Annotated in this window: 17 protein-coding genes and 1 tRNA gene; 6 read left to right on the top strand and 12 right to left on the bottom strand. The window is 69.2% G+C overall.

Features of this window, described 5'->3' with window-relative positions:
• Positions 1-8: 8 nt before the first annotated feature.
• The 5 genes from G6N34_RS07600 to G6N34_RS07580 all read right to left on the bottom strand — a co-directional run bounded on the left by G6N34_RS07600 (position 9) and on the right by G6N34_RS07580 (position 6,703).
• Positions 9-1,382 (bottom strand): metallopeptidase TldD-related protein, encoded by a 1,374-nt coding sequence (locus G6N34_RS07600; protein ID WP_085151298.1) that lies wholly within the window; start codon positions 1,380-1,382, stop codon positions 9-11.
• Positions 1,379-2,896: a TldD/PmbA family protein gene (locus tag G6N34_RS07595; RefSeq protein WP_085151297.1), complete on the bottom strand. Its 1,518-nt coding sequence runs from the start codon at positions 2,894-2,896 to the stop codon at positions 1,379-1,381. The genes G6N34_RS07600 and G6N34_RS07595 overlap by 4 nt, the downstream gene beginning before the upstream one ends.
• A gap of 429 nt (positions 2,897-3,325) precedes the next feature.
• A complete protein-coding gene (locus G6N34_RS07590) occupies positions 3,326-3,778 on the bottom strand; it encodes a GreA/GreB family elongation factor (protein WP_085151296.1) in 453 nt (150 codons plus the stop codon).
• Positions 3,779-3,865: 87 nt separating this feature from the next.
• Positions 3,866-5,146, bottom strand: coding sequence for an NAD(P)/FAD-dependent oxidoreductase (locus tag G6N34_RS07585; protein ID WP_085151347.1), 1,281 nt, complete (start codon positions 5,144-5,146; stop codon positions 3,866-3,868).
• Between the two features lie 42 nt (positions 5,147-5,188).
• Positions 5,189-6,703: a PucR family transcriptional regulator gene (locus tag G6N34_RS07580; RefSeq protein ID WP_085151295.1), complete on the bottom strand. Its 1,515-nt coding sequence runs from the start codon at positions 6,701-6,703 to the stop codon at positions 5,189-5,191.
• Positions 6,704-6,734: 31 nt separating this feature from the next.
• On the opposite strand from G6N34_RS07580, the gene G6N34_RS07575 reads away from it, so the two are divergent.
• Genes G6N34_RS07575 through G6N34_RS07565 form a run of 3 tightly spaced genes read left to right on the top strand, consistent with a single transcriptional unit; the run spans position 6,735 to position 9,710 of the window.
• Entirely contained in the window at positions 6,735-7,604 is an 870-nt protein-coding gene (locus G6N34_RS07575) for a carbohydrate ABC transporter permease (RefSeq protein ID WP_085151294.1), read from the top strand.
• On the top strand, positions 7,591-8,403 hold the full coding sequence (locus G6N34_RS07570) for a carbohydrate ABC transporter permease (protein ID WP_085151293.1): 813 nt from the start codon (positions 7,591-7,593) through the stop codon (positions 8,401-8,403). Before G6N34_RS07575 ends, G6N34_RS07570 begins: the two co-directional genes overlap by 14 nt.
• Positions 8,400-9,710 (top strand): ABC transporter substrate-binding protein, encoded by a 1,311-nt coding sequence (locus tag G6N34_RS07565; protein WP_085151292.1) that lies wholly within the window; start codon positions 8,400-8,402, stop codon positions 9,708-9,710. The genes G6N34_RS07570 and G6N34_RS07565 overlap by 4 nt, the downstream gene beginning before the upstream one ends.
• A gap of 1 nt (position 9,711) precedes the next feature.
• On the opposite strand, the gene G6N34_RS07560 is transcribed toward G6N34_RS07565, so the two are convergent.
• On the bottom strand, positions 9,712-10,551 hold the full coding sequence (locus G6N34_RS07560) for a CbiQ family ECF transporter T component (protein WP_085151291.1): 840 nt from the start codon (positions 10,549-10,551) through the stop codon (positions 9,712-9,714).
• Positions 10,551-12,638 (bottom strand): ABC transporter ATP-binding protein, encoded by a 2,088-nt coding sequence (locus G6N34_RS07555; RefSeq protein WP_085151290.1) that lies wholly within the window; start codon positions 12,636-12,638, stop codon positions 10,551-10,553. Before G6N34_RS07555 ends, G6N34_RS07560 begins: the two co-directional genes overlap by 1 nt.
• A gap of 81 nt (positions 12,639-12,719) precedes the next feature.
• Between G6N34_RS07555 and G6N34_RS07550 the strand changes: the two genes are divergently transcribed.
• A complete protein-coding gene (locus G6N34_RS07550) occupies positions 12,720-13,148 on the top strand; it encodes a MarR family winged helix-turn-helix transcriptional regulator (RefSeq protein ID WP_085151289.1) in 429 nt (142 codons plus the stop codon).
• Positions 13,149-13,298: 150 nt separating this feature from the next.
• Here G6N34_RS07550 and G6N34_RS07545 read toward each other — a convergent pair whose 3' ends face one another.
• Positions 13,299-14,189 carry a type IV toxin-antitoxin system AbiEi family antitoxin gene (locus G6N34_RS07545; RefSeq protein ID WP_085151288.1) on the bottom strand — a complete coding sequence of 297 codons (891 nt, stop codon included), beginning with the start codon at positions 14,187-14,189 and terminating at the stop codon, positions 13,299-13,301.
• Positions 14,190-14,477: 288 nt separating this feature from the next.
• Between G6N34_RS07545 and G6N34_RS07540 the strand changes: the two genes are divergently transcribed.
• Positions 14,478-16,397: an acyl-CoA dehydrogenase family protein gene (locus G6N34_RS07540; protein ID WP_085151287.1), complete on the top strand. Its 1,920-nt coding sequence runs from the start codon at positions 14,478-14,480 to the stop codon at positions 16,395-16,397.
• Positions 16,398-16,512: 115 nt separating this feature from the next.
• Here G6N34_RS07540 and G6N34_RS07535 read toward each other — a convergent pair.
• Positions 16,513-16,585 (bottom strand) — tRNA-Asn (locus G6N34_RS07535).
• Positions 16,586-16,764: 179 nt separating this feature from the next.
• Here G6N34_RS07535 and G6N34_RS07530 point away from each other — a divergent pair.
• On the top strand, positions 16,765-17,004 hold the full coding sequence (locus G6N34_RS07530) for a hypothetical protein (RefSeq protein ID WP_085151286.1): 240 nt from the start codon (positions 16,765-16,767) through the stop codon (positions 17,002-17,004).
• 75 nt (positions 17,005-17,079) lie between these two features.
• On the opposite strand, the gene G6N34_RS07525 is transcribed toward G6N34_RS07530, so the two are convergent.
• Genes G6N34_RS07525 through dnaG form a run of 3 tightly spaced genes read right to left on the bottom strand, consistent with a single transcriptional unit; the run spans position 17,080 to position 19,552 of the window.
• Positions 17,080-17,322, bottom strand: coding sequence for a DUF7155 family protein (locus tag G6N34_RS07525; protein WP_085151285.1), 243 nt, complete (start codon positions 17,320-17,322; stop codon positions 17,080-17,082).
• Positions 17,322-17,612, bottom strand: coding sequence for a DUF7155 family protein (locus tag G6N34_RS07520; protein WP_085151284.1), 291 nt, complete (start codon positions 17,610-17,612; stop codon positions 17,322-17,324). Before G6N34_RS07520 ends, G6N34_RS07525 begins: the two co-directional genes overlap by 1 nt.
• Positions 17,613-17,656: 44 nt before the next feature.
• Positions 17,657-19,552 (bottom strand): DNA primase, encoded by a 1,896-nt coding sequence (dnaG, locus tag G6N34_RS07515; protein WP_085151283.1) that lies wholly within the window; start codon positions 19,550-19,552, stop codon positions 17,657-17,659.
• Positions 19,553-19,573 lie beyond the last annotated feature (21 nt).

Here is a 19,573-nt window from a genome sequence, read left to right as displayed (position 1 = left end):
AGGCAGGGTCACTGCGCCTGGCTCACCGAGGACATGTGGAAGTCCGGGATCCGCAGCGACGGCATCTGCGCGCGCTTGGCCCAGTCGCCCCACTCGCGGGGCAGCGTGATCTCGCTGCGTCCCGCCTCGGTGGCGCGGCGCAGCAGATCCAGCGGGCTCTCGTTGAACCGGAAGTTGTTGACCGCGGCGGTCACCTCGCCGTCCTCGACGAGATAGACGCCGTCACGGGTCAATCCGGTCAACAGCAGCGTGGTCGGGTCGACCTCGCGGATGTACCACAGCGTGGTGAGCAGCAGGCCCCGCTCGGTGGACGCCACGAGGTCAGCCAATTCGCCTGTGCCGCCGGTCATCAGGAAGTTGGAGCACGGGACCGACACGGGCACGTCGAACTCGGCGGCCGCCGCACGCGGGTAGGCCAGCGCGTTGATCACGCCGTCCCGAATCCAGTCCACCCGACCGACATCCAGCCCGTTGTCGAACACCGACACGGTCTCCGACGAACTGCCCACCGACACGAACGGCGAGCACTCCAGGCCCGGCGCACTCGGATCGGAGTACAACGTCAACCCCAGCTCACCCAGGCGCTCGCCGACGCGAGTGCCGCCACCGGGCGCCGACAACGCCGTGCGACCCTCCTGCGCACCGCGGCCCTCCATGGTCCAGCCGAGGTAGATCATCATGTCGGCCACGGTCGACGGCGGCATGATCGTCTCGTAGCGGCCCGCGGGCAGTTCCACGGTGCGCTGGGACCAGTCCAGGCGCATCGACAACTCGGCGAGCATCGCGTCGACCGGTACATCGGTGAACCACGGGGTCGTGGTGCCGGCCCACGCGCTCGCGGTGTCGCGCTTGGCGTTGATCTCGACCGAACCCGTGGGCTGGGTGAACCGCCGCCGGATTCCGGTCGAGGTCGCCAAGTAGGTGGTGTCGACGATGTGATGGGCGAACCCATAGAGGGTGTCGGAGCCCTGGAACCCGTGGTTCAGCGCGGTGGCCACGCCGCCGAACGCCTCGGCGCCGGTCGTCGCAGCGGCGGCGTCCCAGTCGGCGGCCTCACCGCTGCCGGTGAGCAGCGGGAAGGCATCGCGGGCCTCGGGCGCTGAGCGCGCGGCCTGCTGCGACGCCCGGACCAACGCGGGGATCGCCTCGGGATCGACTTCGGTCGAGTGCAGCGACCCGACCCGCGCGGTGTCACCCGACCGCACGATCGACACCACGGTCGTGTTGCGCTGCACCGACTCGCCGTTGGTGGTCATGGAGTTGTTCGCCCACCGCAGCGAGGCCTCGGCCGTGTCGGACACGATCACGATGGTCTCGTCCGCGCCGCCTGCGCGCGCGGCCTCGGCGAGCACCAGATCGATGGCCTGCTGAGCCGGGATCATCGGCCGCCCTCCTCACGCGTGTTGAGCACGTTGACGCCCCGGAACAGCGCCGACGGGCAGCCGTGGCTGACCGCGGCGACCTGACCGGGCTGCGCCTTACCGCAGTTGAACGCCCCGCCGAGGCGCCATGTCGACGGCCCGCCGACGGCCTCCATCGAGTTCCAGAAGTCGGTGGTGGTGGCCTGATAGGCGACGTCGCGAAGCTGACCGTCGACGCGGCCGTCCTTGATGCGGAAGAACCGCTGCCCGGTGAACTGGAAGTTGTAGCGCTGCATGTCGATTGACCACGACTTGTCGCCGACGATGTAGATGCCGTCGGACACGCGGCTGATCAGGTCCTCGGTGGAGATGTCCTCGGCGGCCGGTTGCAGGCTCACGTTGGCCATCCGTTGGATCGGCACGTGGTGCGGCGAGTCAGCGTACGAGCAGCCGTTGGACCGGGACAGCCCCAACCGCGGCGCGAACACCCGGTCCAGCTGATAGCCGACGAAGACGCCGTCGCGCACCAGATCCCAGCTCTGCGCGGCCACGCCCTCGTCGTCGAAACCGATGGTGGCCAGACCGTGTTCGACGGTGCGGTCGGCGGTCACGGTCATGACCGGCGACCCGTAGCGCATGCTGCCCAGCCTGTCCGGGGTGGCGAACGACGTGCCGGCATAGGCGGCCTCGTAGCCGATCGCGCGGTCGTATTCGGTGGCGTGGCCGATGGATTCGTGGATGGTCAGCCACAGGTTGGTGGGATCGATCACGAGGTCCGTCGGGCCCGCGACGACGCTGGGGGCCTTGACCTTCTCGGCCAGCAGATCGGGGATCTGTGCGAGTTCGGTGCTCCAGTCCCACACGTCGTCGGAGGCCACGACCTCCCAGCCGCGTCCGGTGGGCGGGGCGAGGGTGCGCATCGACTCGAATGTGCCCGACGCGGCGTCGACCGCGACGGCGTCCAACACCGGTTGCAGCCGGACCCGCTGCTGAGTGATCCTCGAACCGAACGTGTCGGCGTAGAACGTCTGCTCCTTGACGCAGTTCAACGCGGCCGAGACGTGGTCGACCCCATCGGAGGCCAGCAACCGGCCGGAGTACTCGCCCAGCACCGCGATCTTGTCCGCGGTGGGCACGTCGAAGGGGTCGATCTGGTAGCTCGACACCCAGGTGACGTCGGTGTACGCGGGCTCGGGCGCCAACTCGATGCGCTCGGTGTTCAGCGGGGCCAGGGCGCGGGCCACCGCGACGGCCCGGCGCGCGGTGTCGGCTGCCACCTGCGGTGACAGTTCGGCGTTGGAGGCGAATCCCCAGGTGCCGTCGACGATCACCCGAACGGCCACACCGATCTCGCGCGCGACCCCCGCGCTCTCCAACTCGCCGTCGCGCATGTGCACGACCTCGGTGGAGATCCGGTGGATGCGCAGATCGGCATAGCTCGCGCCCACGGCCTGGGCTGCGCTCAGTGCGGCTTCGGCCAGGTCGTGGCGCGGGAGGGCGAGGAAATCTGGATCGACTTCATGGCGTGGCGTCACAGGGATCACCGTAGCGGCAAACCCCCACCGTGCTCGCGGCGTGGGGTGCCCTCACGAGCGGGCCGGGCCATCCCCCGCGAACGGGCTGGGCCATCCCCCGCGAGCGGGCCGGGCCATCCCCCGCGAGCGGGCGTGTTGGTACGCGAAACGCCGGGATCTGCTGTACCAACCCGCACGCTCGCCGGCCAGAAAGGGGACGCTCGCCGGCGACCCGGGCACCCGCGAGCGACCCGGGCACCCGCGAGCGACCCGGGCACCCGCGAGCGACCCGGGCACCCGCGAGCGACCTGGGCACCCGCGAGCCGTCCGGGCTTCCGCGAGCGCCCGTCCCCTGTTCCGCGAGAGCCCCACTTTGTACGCGGATTGCGGCGTGTCAACGTACAGACACGGGCGCTCGCCCTAAGAACTGCGGTGGGGGCTGAGGGCAGGTTAGTGCTCGTGCAGGCCGTAGGGAACCGCACGCACCAGCGTGACCTCCTGGGTGGCGCCGTTGGGCAACTCATAGTGCCGGGCCTCCCCGACGCGGGCACCGTCGATCGCCGCACCCAGCGGCGAGCTCATCGAGTACACCTCGATGTCGCCGTAGTCCGCCCCGCGTACGCCCAGCAGGAAGGTCTCGGTGTCCGCGGGGTCGCCGAAGTGCACGGTCAGCACCATGCCGGGTTCGGCGACACCGTCATTGGGCGGGTCCTCCCCCACGACCGCGTTGACCAGCAGTTCGTGGATCTCCTGGATGCGGCCCTGCTGCGCGCGCCGCACCGCGACTGCGTTGCTGTCGTCCGCTTCCGAGGTCTCGGCGGTCCACTTCTTGAGCGTCGCGAGCTCCTCCTCGAGCCGCTGCCGAGCCACGGGGGTGAGCCACATACGTTGTGCAACAGTCATTGTCATCTCCTGGTCTGTGAAAAGAGTCGTCGCCAGGGGCGGGCTCGAAGGAACCGCTCCGCCCCTGACGACCTGGGATGGGACGCTCTAGCGTCCCGAACGATGGGGGTCGAAAGGCGCCAGCGCCTCGGGTTGCTTGCCGGTGGTGATCTGCTCGGTCAGCAGTCGGCCCGTGATGGGGCCGTGCGCGAATCCCCACATGCCGTGACCGCCAGCGACGTACACGCGATCACCGAGTTCGCCGATGTAGGGCAGACCGTCGGCGCTGACCGGGCGCGGCCCGACCCAGACGTCACGCATCTCGTCCCACCGGACGCCGTCGAGCATCGTCGCGGCCGACGACGCGATCGCGCGGACCCGTGCGGGCACCACCGGATCGTCGGCGTCGCGGAACTCCATGGTCCCGGCCACCCGCAGTCCGCCCTGGTACGGCGTGCACGCGACACGCACGGTGGGCAGATAGATCGGACCGAGCACGGGTCGCTCGGTGGGCACCGTGAACGAGTAACCACGGCCAGCCTCGACCCAGGTGCGGCGCCAGCGTCGCGTGAGGCCGGGAAGCCACGCCCCGGTCGCGACGACGGCGGCGCCAGCAATCAGGAACTCACCACCGCTGCCCTTGACCATGACTCCGTCGTGGTGCTTGGCGATGTCGACGACCCGGAATCTGTGCAGGCTCGCGCCCCGTTCGACAACCGCGTCGCCGAGAGCCGTCACGAACCGGCCCGGATCGACGAACCGCTGATTCTCCACGGCCAATCCCACAGTGGCCGCGGGACCGGCCAACGGAACCTGTTCCCGCAGTGCATCTCCGGTGAGTTCGGTGACATCAATCTGCTGTCCCTCGGCCCGCATATCCGCGAGCTCGTGGCGCAGCACGTCGGCGTCGCGCCCGTCGCGGAACAGTGCGGTGATCGCCGTCTCGGTGCGGGGCACGTCGACGCCGTTGCCCGTCAGCACGTCGAACGCCTCGAAGCACTCTTCGTTCATCGGCAGGTTGGCCCGTACCACCTCGCGCGCCTTCGCGTGCCGGCAGTTGCTGGCGAACTTGGCGAGGAACCGAGCCCGCCCCACATCCGGTTTCGGCGAAATGCGCAGCGGTGCAGTGGGGTTCAACAGCGATGCCAGGCCGTAGCGGAGCACCGCAGGCTGGTTCAGCGGGATCGCCAGCGCGGGGGCGATCCACCCCGCGTTACCCCAGGACGCACCGGCGCCCACCCCCTCGCGGTCGACGACCGTCACGTCGACCCCCCGCTCCTGCAGGAACCACGCGGTGGACAGGCCGACGATGCCTGCACCCACGACGACCACCGACCGTGGCCCCCCGTCTATGCGATCCGTCACCGCACACCTCCCTTCTGTGACCATCATCGCCCCCGATGACAGCACTCTGGTGTGGTAAAGCGACAGTCAAGCAGGCGGAGATTGTGGGTTTTCCACAGCGGCGAGTTCGATCATCATCGCCAGGCGTTTCTGCGGGTCACCGAGGTCGACCCGGGTCACCCGCGTGATGGTCCGCAGGCGGTTGCGCACGGTGTTCTCATGCACCCCCAGGCGCGACGCCGCGGCCACGGAATCTCCCTGCGCCTCAAGCCAGGCCCGCAGCGTGGCGACGAACGGCGTGCGGTGCTCCTCGTCGTGGCGCTGCAGTTCGGCCACCGGTCCCCGGGACGGCCCACGACCTGAGCCCGCGGCGGCCCGCAGCCTCTGCAACAGGATGTCGTCCCACGATTCGTCGTAGGCCGGCACCGCACCGCCGCGGGCCTCGTGCAGGGCCAAGCATTCGTCGGCTTCGCTTCGCGCGGTGCTCAATTCGTCGACAACGGCCGGCGCGCTGATCCCCGCCCACACGGTCGCCGACTCCGGCAGCGCCGCGCTCAGGGCCGCCACCCACGCCCGACCCTGATCGGCGGCCTCGGTGGGCAGCACGGTGTACACCGTGGTGTCGGCGACCGCGCTGCGCCCCGGCCTCGACCAGCCGAACCCGGCCGTGGCCTGTTCGAAGGCCACCAGCAGCGCGGTGTGCGACTCCCCCTCGGCGCGGGGCCGCACCGCGATCACGCGCAGCGGCCCGGGCGGCAGGCCCATCCGGCTCGCGACGGTCGCCGCGTCGGCGGTGCCGTCGAGCAGACGGATCACCGACTCGGACTCGACCTGCCGTTCCAGGTCCGCGCTGGCGCGGGATCGCAGCAGGTGCAGCGCGACCGTGCGCGCTCCGTCGGACAGTGCCCGCGCCGCCGCACCGCGCAGCGCCCGCGGACACGAGACCCACACCGACCCCAGCGGTTCGCGTCCGACGCGTGCGGCGACCACCATGCGTCCCGACAACCCATGCGCCGGATCGGGTTTGATGAAGAACGGCTCGTCGGACGACGTGAGCTTGGCCGTCACGCCCAGCTTGTCGAACAGCGCCCGCAGTCCGGGCGGTGCCTGGCGGGCCAGAATCGTCTGTGCGCGCGCCGGGTCGGCGTCGGCCTGCATCCGTGAATACGCCAGCACCTGGCTGCGCCGGTCTTCGATCACCACCGGACCCCCGATGGCATCGGCGAGGCTGTCGGCCAGCGCGAAGAGGTCCGTGGGGCCCCGTCCCGACTCCGTCTCACGTCCCTCGAGCACCAGGCCGTAGACCACGGCGGCCATCTCACTCCACGGCACCGTGGGGTCGACGCGCAGCACCGCGACCTTGGGCTCCACCGGATCGGCGTCGTCGTCGGCGCGGACCAGCACGGCCGCCGCGCCGGCATCGGCCGCCCAGGACACCGCCTCGGCCACGCTCGCGGCACCGATCGCCAGCACCACATCGCCGATGACGCCGGGTTCGGGGATCACCACGCTGCGCAGTTCGGTGGAACGTGGCACCGCATCCAGGCGCGACACCACCCCGTAGCCACCGAGCACGTTGACGAGCCGGTCGAGGGTGATCACGATCCGAGCTTATCGGCGGTTTAATGGACCGATGCCCAGGCGCAGACAGACAGCCGCGCTGGCGTATGCGCTGTTGGCGCCGAGCCTGTTCGGCGTCGCGGCGTTCCTGCTGCTGCCGATGCTGGTCGTGGTGTGGCTGAGCCTGCACCGCTGGGATCTGCTGGGCCCCATCCGCTATGTGGGGCTGGACAATTGGCACGCGGTGCTCACGGATCCGAATTTCGGCGGGTCGCTGCTGGTGACGTGTGTGTTCATCGTGCTGGTGGTGCCCGCACAGATCATTCTGGGCTTGGCGGCGGCCGTTCTGCTGGCACGCGAACTTCCCGGCAGCGGCGTGTTCCGCACGATCTACGTGCTGCCGTGGGTGTGCGCACCCCTGGCGATCGCGGTGCTGTGGCGGTGGATCCTGGCGCCGACCGACGGCGCGGTCAGCACGGTGCTCGGTCATCAGATCGACTGGCTCACCGACCCGGGCCTGGCCCTGCCCATGGTGTCGGCCGTGACCGTGTGGTCCAACGTCGGCTACACCACGCTGTTCTTCGTGGCGGGCATCCTGGCCATCCCGCCGCAGATCCAGGCCGCGGCACTGGTCGACGGCGCGTCGGCGTGGCAGCGATTCACGCGGATCACCGTGCCGATGCTGCGCCCGACGCTGTTCTTCGTCGCCGTGACGGGCGTGATCAGCGCGGCGCAGGTGTTCGACACCGTGTACGCCCTGACCGGCGGCGGCCCGCAGAACCGCACCGATCTGGTGGCCCATCGCATCTACGCCGAGGCGTTCGGCGCCGCGGCCATCGGGCGCGCGGCCGTCATGGCCATCGTGCTGTTCGTGATCCTGGTCGGGGTGACCATCGTCCAGCACCTCTACTTCCGCCGACGGATCAGCTATGAACTCACGTAACGCGCTGATCTACCTGGGCCTGGCCGTCGGCGCGGTGATCACGCTGGCGCCGTTCGGGCTCGCGCTGCTGACGTCGGTCACCTCAGCCGAGCAGTTCGCCACCGGATCTCCCCTGTCGCTGCCGGATCCGCCGACGCTGGCCAACTACACGGGCCTGACCGAATTCGGGTTCGGCCGCGCACTGCTGGTCACCGCGCTGATGACCGCCGTCATTCTGGTGGGCCAACTGACCTTCTCGGTGCTGGCCGCCTATGCGTTCGCGCGCCTGGAGTTTCCGGGCCGGGATGGGCTCTTCTGGGTGTACGTCGCGACCCTGATGGTGCCCGCGACGGTGACCGTGGTGCCGCTGTATCTGATGATGGCCCAGGTGGGGATGCGAAACACCTTCTGGGCACTGGTGTTGCCGTTCGTCTTCGGGTCGCCGTATGCAATCTTCCTGCTGCGGGAGCACTTTCGGTCCATCCCGCGTGATCTGGAACGGGCCGCGCGCATCGACGGCGCCAACACCCTCGACGTGCTGGTGCACGTCGTGCTGCCGGCCAGTCGGCCCATCCTGGTGACCCTCGCGTTGATCACCGTGGTCAGCCAATGGAATTCGTTCATGTGGCCGTTGGTGATCACGAGTGGGTCGCAGTGGCGGGTGCTGACGGTGGCCACGGCGGGCCTGCAGTCGCAGTACAACGCGCAGTGGACGCTGGTGATGGCCGCGACCACGGTCGCGATCGTCCCGCTGATCGTGCTGTTCCTGGTGTTCCAACGCCACATCGTGCGCTCGATCGTGGTGACGGGGCTGAAATGACGCGGCCGCGGTTCTCGACGCTGTTCGCCCTCGGGGTGCTGGCTCTTGCGGTCATCCTGGTGGTCTCCGCGGTGCTGTTGGGCCGTGACACCGACCCGTCCGGGCGCACCGTCGTCACCGTCCGGTTGTGGGACCAACAGGTGGCTGCGGCGTATCGGGAGTCGTTCGACGCGTTCACCGCGGCCAACCCCGACGTCGACGTCCGCATCAACACCGTCGCCTACGCCAGCTACTTCGACACGCTGCGCACCGACGTGGCCGGTGGCAGCGCTGACGACATCTTCTGGATCAGCAACAGCTACTTCGCCGAATACGCCGACAGCGGCCGACTCATGCCCATCACGCCGTCGTCGGCGTGGGAGCCCTCGGTTGTCGAGCAGTTCACCCGCAACGGAACACTCTGGGGCGTCCCGCAACTCACCGACGCCGGCATCGCGCTGTACTACAACGCCGACCTGCTGACGGCCGCGGGCGTGGACGCGGGCGTCCTCGACACACTGCGCTGGGGCGGCCCCGACGACTCCCTGCGCCCACTGGCGGCCCGCCTCACGGTCGACGCCGCGGGCCGCACCGCATCCACCCCGGGATTCGACCCCACCCGGGTACGGCAATGGGGTTACAACGCGGCCAACGACCTGCAGGGCATCTACCTCAACTTCATCGGGTCGGCGGGCGGCACCTTCTCCGACGCCGACCGGTTCACGTTCAACAATCCGCAGGCCGCCCGCGCATTCGACTACCTGGTCACGCTGATCAACACCGATCATGTGGCGCCGCCCGCCGCGGCCACCAACGACAATGGCGACTTCTCCCGCAACCAGTTCCTGGCCGGGCGCATGGCGCTGTTCCAGTCGGGCACCTACAACCTGGCCAACATCGCGCAGGCGAGCTTCACGTGGGGCGTCGCACTGCTGCCTGCGGGCCCGGCCGGCCGGGTCAGCGTGACCAACGGGATCGTGGCGGCGGGCAGTTCGGCGACCCGACATCCGGAGGCCACCCGCCGCGTCTTGGACTGGCTCGGCAGCGAGGCAGGCAATGCCCACGTCGGCCGGTCCGGGTCGGCCATTCCCGCGGTGCTCGCGGCGCAGAGGGTGTACCGCGACTACTGGACGCGACGGGGTGTCGACGTCCGACCGTTCTTCGACGTGCTCGACGGCCCCCGCATCGAGGCGCCCGGGGGCGCCGGGTTCGCCGCGGGCTTCCAGGCGATCAAGCCGTTCTTCGACGAGATGTTCCTCGGGCGCCTACCCGTCGAACGCGCGCTGGCCGAGGCCGAGCACGCCGCCAACACCGCGGCGCAGCGCTGAGTCAGCGCGTCGGAACGGTCGGCAGCAGGAACAGTTCGGAGAGCACACAGGCCGCACACACGCCGAACACCACGGCCAGCGCCACCCAGTCACGCAGCTTCGGCCGTGACGGCGCCGCCGAGATCTGCCCGGTGCCGCCGCGCGCGGTGATCGCGTCGCCCATCTCGTCGCCGCGGCGCAGCGCGGTGGTCATCGCTGCCGCCAGAAGATCCACCAGATCGAATCCCCACCGCCGGAACCGCATCCGACGGGTGCTCAGGTGCGGCCTCGGCCGCAGCCTGCGCGCCGCGTAGAGCACCCGGAACTCGTCGATCAGCATGGGGAACGAGCGCAGCACCAACGCTGTGGCCACCGCCCAGTCGTCGATCGGGATGCGGAACACCTTGAGCGGCCTGCCCAATGTGGCGATCGCGGGCGCGACATCGGCGACGTTCGTGGTCCACGACACCAGCATGCACAGCCCGAGCAGCACCACGGCCAGGAGGTTGATCCGGGTGAAGTTCAGCAGCCCACCTAGGCCGAATTCCACTGAGCCCAAGGTCACTTCGGGTCCGCCGCCGCCGAGAGCCGCGGTGAACGCGCCGAAGGCGATGATTGCCCAAAGCCACACCGGAATGGTCGGCAGCGTGCCGCGCGTGACGCGGGCCAGGCGTGCGACCACCAACACCAGCACGCCGAGGGCGAGGATCGGAATCCAGCCGGGGTAGAACGTGAGCAGCGCCGAGAACACGAACACCGCAATCAGCTTCGTTCCCGCCCACAGGTCATGGACGGGCGACGGCCCGGGTACCGGGCGCATCAGCACCACCGGGCGACGCTGCCGTTTGGTGGGCGCGGTCATCAGCTCATCCCCTTCACCGGGGTGGGCGAGGGCTCCACCGCACCGTCACGCAGATGCAGGATCCGTGGGCACAACCCCTCCAACCCGACGAAGTCGTGCGAGATCACCACGACCGTCAACCCGGTCTCACGGCGCAGGTCCTCGAGAAGCCGCAGCAGGTGGCGCTGGTTGGCGGCATCGACGCCGGCCAGGGGTTCGTCGAGGATCAGCACGCGCGGTTTGCGCGCCAGCAGTCCGGCGAGCACCACTCGGCGCATCTGTCCGCCGGACAACTGGTCGATGCGCCGGCGTGCGATGGCCGCGTCGAGGCCGACCGCAGCGAGGGCGGCCGTGACGCGAGCCGAGTCGTTGGGTGAAAAGCCCGCCGCCGATGCGACTTCCAGGTCCACGCGGGGGCGCAGCAGTTGCAGGCGGGCGGCCTGGAAGGCGACCGCCACCTCACCGCGCTGCTCGGCGGCAGGCTTTCCGGCGATCAGGCAGCGTCCTTCAGACGGGGCGATGAGTCCGGCCATGATCCAGGCCAGCGTCGACTTGCCCGACCCGTTGCCGCCGTGGATCAGCAGGCCGTCGCCCTCGTGCACCGTGAAGCTGACGTCGCGCAGCGCGGACTTGGCCCACGGTGTGCCGGAGCTGTACTCGTGGCCGACGCCGACGACTTCGATGATCGGGGCGCCGGAGCCGCTGTGCGCGACCGAGCCCGCGGGCGTCGGGACGGCGGCGACGTCGACCATCGCGGTGTTGTCCAGAGATTCCGAGAGGCTGACGACGCGGTCGGCCGCCTCGGCTTCGCCGGCGTAGTGGGTGATCTGCACGACGCTCATCGGGTGCCGCTTGGGCAGCCCCGAGAGCAGATCCAGCAGGGCGTCGCGACCGGCCTGGTCGACCATCGACGTGACCTCGTCGGCGATCAACAGCGCGGGGTCGCGGGCCAGCGCACCCGCGACGGCCAGGCGCTGCAGTTCACCGCCGGACAGGCCGCCGGTGTCGCGGTCGCCCATACCGGCCAGGCCCACCTCGGTCAGCAGCGCGTCGACGTCGACGTGCCGGCCCGGCGGAAGGCCCCACACGACGTCGTCGGCGACGCGAGTTCCGAGCACCTGACTTTCGGGGTGCTGCAGCACCACCGAGGTGCCGCCGGCCTCGCCGAGGGCCACCGCGCCGGGTCGGGTGACGGTGCCGCCCGTCGGTTCGCGGCCGGCGAGGACGAGCATCAGCGTGGTCTTGCCCGAGCCGTTGGCGCCCGTGACCGCGACGTGCTCGCCGACGTTGATGTCGAGAGTCAGCGGCGCCAGGGCGTCGTGCTCGGCCTTGGGATAGCGGAACGACACGTCGCGCAACGCCACCGGCAGCGGGCCCGCGCCGCCATCGGGTGGGGTGTCGAGTTTGTGCACGTCGGGGATGCCGCGCAGGCGCTCCAGCACGCGCGACAGCACCCAATAGCCGATCATCGAGACGACCAGGATGATCATCACCGAGTAACCCATGATGAGCAGCGGCCAGTAGGTCAGCGCGCCGGCGACGAGGTCACGCAGGGGTTCGGCGGGCCACCTCACCACGTCCGCGACTCGCTGCAGGGGCCACCAGTCGGCTTTGGCGATGAAATCGGCGGTGCCCTCGAGGAACCGCGCGGTGCCCTTCGCGTTGGCCTCGATGGTGTCGAACAGCAGCGAGCGCAGGCGCGTCAGCATGGTCAGTGCGCCGACCGCGAACACACCGAAGAGCAGTCCGGCGATGACCGAGGACACCAGCACGGTCGGGGCGCCTCGGCCTCGGCGTTTGACCACGCCCGTCAGGCCGCCGATGTAGGCGCTGTTGAGCACCGTCATGAAGCCGCCGAGTCCGGCGACGAGGAACGCGATGATGGCGCCGGCGAACGCGGCCGCGATCAGGACCCGCAGCCGGTAGCGATACGCGAGCAGACCCATCGGCACCATGCCGAGCAGCGAAGCGCCCTGCGCGAACGGCACGACGACGGCGATCACGGCGCACGCAGCGGTGAGGGCGGCCATGACGGCGGCCTGGGCGATTTCGGCGGGACGCAGCGACCGGGCCCGCGTGTCTGGGGCGTTGGGCCGGGTCGCAGTCATTTCACGATTCTGCCAGGGCGGTCGACGGGGGCGACGCGCCCTTGCTTGATCTACATAGCCAATCTATGTAATATCGCACTTATGCCTTCAACCACGACCGAACTCGGGGTGGACCTGCTCGCCGTTGTCGCTCGATTCAACCGCATGGCGACGCAGCGCACTCGACTTCCGCTGCCATGGGCTCAGGCCCGGCTGCTGTCGATGGTCGAAGACCGTGGCGAGGCCCGCATCTCGGACCTGGCCGCATTGGACAACTGCGCACAGCCGACGATGACCACCCAGGTGCGCCGACTCGAAGACGCCGGCCTGGTGACTCGCACCCCCGATCCGTCCGATGCCAGGGCGGTGTTGATCCGGATCACCGACGATGGCAGGGCCACGCTGCAGCGAGTACGCGCTGACCGGGCCGCGGTCGTCAATCCCATGCTCGAGGAATTGGACGCCGCCGACCGCGAGGTGCTGGCGGCATCCGTCGAGGTGCTGCGCCGCCTGCTCGACACCACCAGCTAGGAATCCCTCGCCCTATCCCCTCGGCGCCCAGAAGAGGCTGCCGTACATAAAAGCCCAGGTCGGCTGTTCTTTAGGCTCTTCTCGGCGACGGGCCGACGTCCCCTCCTCTCCGAGAAGAGCCCGCCTCACACAAAGTGCCAGGAGGGCTGTTCACCAGCCTCTTTTCGGTGACTGAACGGCTGGCCCGATCTGCACCGGCGCCAGCGAGCCCTGCCAACCCTTCGCGCGCAACGCCGCCACCACGCGCTCGATGATCAGCTGCGGGTCTCGCAGGTGCGCTGCGACCACTCGCACGATCACCCAGTCCATCTGATGCAGGTACTCCAGCCTGGCGATGTCGCCGCCATGCTGGTCAATGTCCGTCCAGTGCTGCGCGCCGTCGTATTCCACGCCGACCTTCCACTCCGGCCAGCCCATGTCGACCCGCCTCCGGCCGACCCTGATCTGCGTGGCCGGGCGCGGGAGCCCACCTTCGATCAGGACGATCCGCACCCGACTCTCCTGGGGTGACTCGGCGCCGCCATCGGCAAGGCGCAGCACTTCATCGAGGCGACGGATGTTGCGCGCGCCCCGATACCTGTCGGCGATTCCAGCGATCCCCTCGACCGGCACACCCGTCGCGTTCAACAGTGCATCGACCCGAATCAGATTCTCTGGGAAAAGGAGTCGACGACCCAGGTCGAACACCGTTCGCTCGACGTCGGTGCAGCGGACGCCCTGGCACCAGACCAACTCCTCGGCCGGCACGCGTTCAGCGTGGACAACGATGCCGTCATCCCTGCGGTGGTGACGACCCAGCACGTCGGCGGGAGCGTCGTCGGGGATCCACCTGCTGCCCAACAGTGCGGCCGCGGACAACCCGCACATCACGGCGTCGCGGCCGGAGGACAGCCAGGCGGCCTTCGCCCGCTCGGCAGCCGACAATGTGGTGCCGGTGGGCACGTAGACGTTGCGGTACACCCTGCTGTAGTCGCGGGTGAGCTCGCGGCGCGTCAGTCGACCCGAGGCGATGGCCTCCGATGCCACGACCAGTCTCTGCATGCCGAAGATCGTGCGGGCGAGCCCCGGATTGCGGTATTCACCGCTGTGGACAACTGCTCAGAAGAGCCTGGTGTACACAAAGTCCCAGGTCGGCTGTTAACCAGCCTCTTCTCGGCGCTAAGAAATGCCGGGCGACCCGCTGACCTCTGAGTGATCGAAGTCGTGCGGCAGCTCGAGCTCGGACACGGGTGTCCTTTGAGCGCCATCTCTGTGACCGCAGGCGGGTGAGGCTGACCTACGTTGCCAGAGTCACGTTTGCGGGGGGCGGTTCAGGGCTACCGTCGGGTAATGACCACGACTGCGGAGCATGTGAGGAACGCCCTCGACGGGCGCTGGCGCGACGTCAAGAACGCCGTGCGCACCGAGTTGAGCAATGAAGTCTTCCGCCCCCACTACACGCCGAACACCGTGATCGCCCGCACCAAGGTCGGCGAACAGCTTCGCATCATGGCCGCCCACGGCGCCGCCGAGGACGGATTCAAGAAGGACCACGGCGGCAACGGTGACGTCGGAGCGGCCGTCACGCGGATCGAGATGCTGGCCATGAGCGACCTGTCGCTGATGGTCAAGGCGGGCGTGCAGTGGGGCCTGTTCGGCGGCGCCATCGAGAACCTGGGCACCGAGCGCCACCACAGCGCGTACGTCCGGCGCATCATCGACCTCGACCTGCTGGGCTGCTTCGCCATGACCGAGACCGGGCACGGCAGCGATGTGCAGTCCATCGAGACCACCGCGACCTACGACCCGGCCACCGAAGAGTTCGTCATCGACTCCCCCACCCCGTCGTCGCGCAAGGACTACATCGGCGGGGCGGCCGAAACCGCGCGGGTGGCCGCGGTGTTCGCCCAGCTGATCACCCCCGACGGCGAGAACCACGGCGTGCACTGCCTCGTCGTGCCGATCCGCGACGAGGACGGCAACGACCTGCCCGGCGTCACCACGTCGGACTGTCACTACAAGGGCGGCCTGCCCGGCGTGGACAACGGCCGCATCATGTTCGACCACGTCCGCGTGCCGCGCGAGAACCTGCTCAACAAGTACGCCGACGTCGCCGCCGACGGCACCTACACCTCACCGATCGAGAACCCCAACCGGCGGTTCTTCACGATGCTGGGGACCCTCATCCGCGGCCGTGTCACGGTCGGTGGCAGCGCGGCCGCCGCGACCCGCGTGGCCCTGGACATCGCGACCCGGTATGCGTTGCAGCGCAAGCAGTTCAGCGCCCCGGACGGCGACGACGAGGTGGTCATCATGGACTACCTGGTGCACCAGCGTCGGCTGCTGCCGCTGATCGCCAAGTCGTATGCACTGCAGTTCGCGCAGAACGAACTGGTGGCCAAGTGCCACGACCTGCAGACCGCCGAGGATCCCGATCCCGAGGAACAGCGCGAACTGGAGTCCCGCGCGGCCGGGCTCAAGGCCGCCAACACGTGGCACGCCACCCGCGCCATCCAGGAGGCCCGGGAGGCCTGCGGCGGGGCGGGGTACCTGGCCGAGAACCGCCTGATCGCCCTGAAGGCCGACACCGACGTGTTCACCACATTCGAGGGCGACAACCATGTGCTGACGCAGTTGGTGGCCAAGGAACTGCTGACGGCCTACGCCGACGACATCAAGGGCATGAGCCCCGTGGAGTGGGTCCGGTTCGCCGCGAACTTCGCCGGCGAGCGCGTCATGAAACGCACCGCGGCCGAGACCATCATGCAGACCATCCTCGACACCCGGCAGGACAACGAGGAGGAGGGCAGCCTGTTCAACCGCGGCACCCAGGTCAAGATGTTCGAGGACCGCGAGGAGTACATGCTGGCCTCGGTCGCGCGCCGACTGCAGGGCAAGGCCAAGGAGATGAGCGCGTTCGACGCGTTCAACTCAGTGCAGGACCACGTGCTGAACGCCGCGAGCGCGCATATCGACCGCGTGATCCTGGAGGCCTTCGTGGCCGGAATCGATGCCTGTGAGGACGACGGGGCGCGCGAGGTCCTGAACCTGGTGTGCGACCTGTACGCGCTGAGCGTGATCGAGGAGGACAAGGCGTGGTGGATCGAGCATCGCTACCTGTCGACTGAACGCGCCAAGGCCGTGACTCGTGCGATCAACGACCGCTGTAAGCGGCTTCGCCCCCACGCCGAGCTGCTGGTCGACGGATTCGGCATTCCGGAGCAGTTGCGGTACGCCGAGATGCTGCACCCAGAGAACCTGCCGGAGTGAGCCAATTGCCCGCCTCGGAGCGACAGCGCCGACCTACTCGCCGGCTAGAGGGGTTTGTCGCTCTGGGGCGGGCATTTCCGTGCCCGCGGCGCGCGACTGACGTCGTGATGAGAAGCTCCCCCGGATGGACTCGAACCATCAACCGCCCGATTAACAGTCGGGAGCTCTGCCAATTGAGCTACAGGGGAAGAACCGAAGCAAGACTTTAGCGCACTGACCCCCGCGGACAACAATCCGCTGGTGAGAGGCCTGCCGCGACACCGCGACCCGCGGCCGGGGCCTCCGGTCGGATCGGTGCCCGATCACCGCCGCGGCGCGGTATGAGGCAGGATGGAGGCGTCCATCCGCGTGCTCTGGAGGGTTGATTGTGTTTCGTGTCCTGGCCGTGCTCGGCGTCGGCTACGTTCTGGGCGCCAAGGCCGGACGGAAACGCTACGAACAGCTTGTGGGGACCTACAAGGCCGTCACCGCGCATCCGGCGACGAAATCGGCCATCGATGCCGGACGGCGCAAGATCGCCGAAAGGGTCTCTCCTGACCCGGAGTTGGTGAAGCTGACCGAGATCGACAGTCAGACCACGGTGATCGAGCCCGAGACTCGGCGCTGAATCAGCTCAGCGGACTCGGCGCTGGGTCAACCCAGCTTCTCGGCGCTGGGCTCAGCCGAGCTTCTCGGCGCCGGCTCAGCCGAGCGGGATGTTGACCGACTGCCCCGGGAACAGCGGACTGGTCTCGATGCTGCTGCCGTTGAAGCCGACTGACGGGATGCCGCCCGTCCCCTCGCTGATGCACTGACCGGTGCCGCGCGCGCCGATCCAGCTCAGGCAGTTGCCGGGCGGTTCCGCCGACGCGGCGGGCGCGCCGAGCGGGCCCAGAAGCGCGACGACGGGAAGCGCGACGGCGGCACAGAGCTTGGACCGGATCATCAGTTCAGCCCGCTGCCGCGGCCACCCATGATGACGCTGCTGTTGCTCTGACCGGGGTCGCCGGTGGGGCCGTTGATGGTGACGGGGATGCCGTTGAGCGACGTGTCGCGACCGCTGCCCATCGACCATGCGATGCACTTGCCGTCGGCCTTGCTGCCGAACCAGGCGGTGCACCCGGGTTGTGCGTGGGTCACGGACGCCTCAGGGGTGCTGAATGCGATGCCGATCGGCGCCCCCACCGCTGCTGCCGCGACCGCGAATCCCACGATCAGCTGCCTCTTGCGTGCCATACACCTGTCCTTCGCTCGACGTCAGCATGGTCAGACTAACGGCCTCAGGCCGTCATGTCGTCCCCTGACGCCTGCTCGAGCAGGCTGCGCCGGTAAGCCTCCATCGCGACCAGGTCCCCGAACAGCGCGTGGTACTCATCGCCCTGCTCCACCGGCGACATGCGCTGCAGCTTCGACTTGACCTCGGCGATCTGCCTGCCGATCCAGACCTCCTGCAGGCGCGCCAGCACAACGGCGATGTAGCGCGGCAGCTTCTCGTCGTCCTCGATGCGGATGTTCTCCACACTCAATTCGCTGACCAGGGCGGCCACGGCGGGCGACGCGGCCTGCTGGCTCACCTGATCGAGCCACTCGGCACCGCTGACGCCCCGGCCGGTGCCGCCGGCGGCCTCGATGGCCGCCCGCACGGCGGCGTACCCGGGGTGGGTGAAGCTCTCCACGGTCAACGAGTCGAAGACGGGACCGGCGAGCGCGGGGTACTGCAGTGCGGTCTTGAGCGCCTCGCGCTGCGGCCACAGCGTCGGGTCGCGCGGATCGGGCCGCGGTGCGGCCTGAGGCGCCGGCGCGGGCTGCCTGCGGGTGTCGCGCCCCGTCGGGCGGGCGCCGCCCTTGGCGTGGTCGCGCACCCTCTTGATGACCTGGGCGACGTCGTCCCAGCCGACCCAGCCCGCGAGCTGGCGCGCGTACTCGTCGCGCAGCGTGGGGTCCTTGATCTGGGCGACCATGGGCACGCAGCGGCGAAGCGCCGACACCCGGCCCTCGGCGTTGTCGAGGTCGAACTCGGCCAGCGCAGTGCGGATCGCGAACTCGAACAGCGGCGTGCGTCGTGCGACCAGGTCTCGCAGCGCCGCATCGCCCGAGCGCAGCCGCAGATCGCACGGGTCCATGCCGTCGGCGGCCACCGCGACGAATGACTGCCCGGCCAGATTCTGCTCGCCCTCAAAGGCTTTCAGTGCTGCCGCGCGCCCCGCAGCGTCGCCGTCGAAGACGTAGATGAGCTCACCGCGGAAGAACTTGTCGTCCATCATCAGCCGGCGCAGCATCGACAGGTGGTCGTCGCCGAAGGCCGTGCCGCACGACGCCACCGCGGTGGTGACGCCCGCCTGGTGCATGGCCATGACGTCGGTGTAACCCTCCACGACGACGGCCTGATGCGCCTTGGCGATGTCGCGCTTGGCCAGATCGATGCCGAACAGCACCTGAGACTTCTTGTACAGCAGCGTTTCCGGGGTGTTGACGTACTTCGCCGTCATGGTGTCGTCGTCGAAGATGCGGCGCGCGCCGAACCCGATGACCTCACCGCTTGAACCGCGGATGGGCCACAGCAGGCGCCGGTGGAACCGGTCCATCGGGCCGCGCTTGCCCTCCCGGGACAGCCCGGCGGCCTCTAACTCCTTGAACTCGTAACCCTTGCGCAGCAGGTGCTTCGTCAGGGTGTCCCAGCCCGACGGCGCGAAGCCGCAGCCGAAGTGCCGCGCGGCTGCCGCGTCGAAGTTGCGTTCGGTGAGATACGCCCGTGCCGGGGCGGCCTCGTCGGACTCCAGCGCCTGCGCGTAGAACTCCGCGGCGGCGGCGTTGGCCGCGACCAGCCGGCTTCGGCTGCCGCGGTCGCGCTGCACGTTGGTGGCCGACGCACCGGAGTAGGTGATGGTGTGACCGATGCGGTCGGCGAGCAGTTCCACCGCCTCGACGAACGTGACGTGCTCGATCTTCTGGATGAAGGCGTAGACGTCGCCGCCCTCACCGCAGCCGAAGCAGTGGAAGTGGCCATGGTTGGGCCGGACATGGAACGACGGCGACTTCTCGTCGTGGAACGGGCACAGGCCCTTGAGGGAGTCGGCACCGGCGCGGCGCAACTGCACGTAGTCGCCGACGACGTCCTCGATGCGGGTGCGTTCACGAATGGCTGCGATGTCGCGATCTGCGATGCGCCCGGCCATCGGCTCAGTGTAGGCGGCTGG

The organism is Mycolicibacterium confluentis (assembly GCF_010729895.1).
In the GTDB taxonomy this organism is placed as follows: Bacteria; Actinomycetota; Actinomycetes; order Mycobacteriales; family Mycobacteriaceae; genus Mycobacterium; species Mycobacterium confluentis.
The sequence above is the reverse complement of the archived record's forward strand: the minus strand, read 5'-3'. Positions and strand labels throughout refer to the sequence as shown.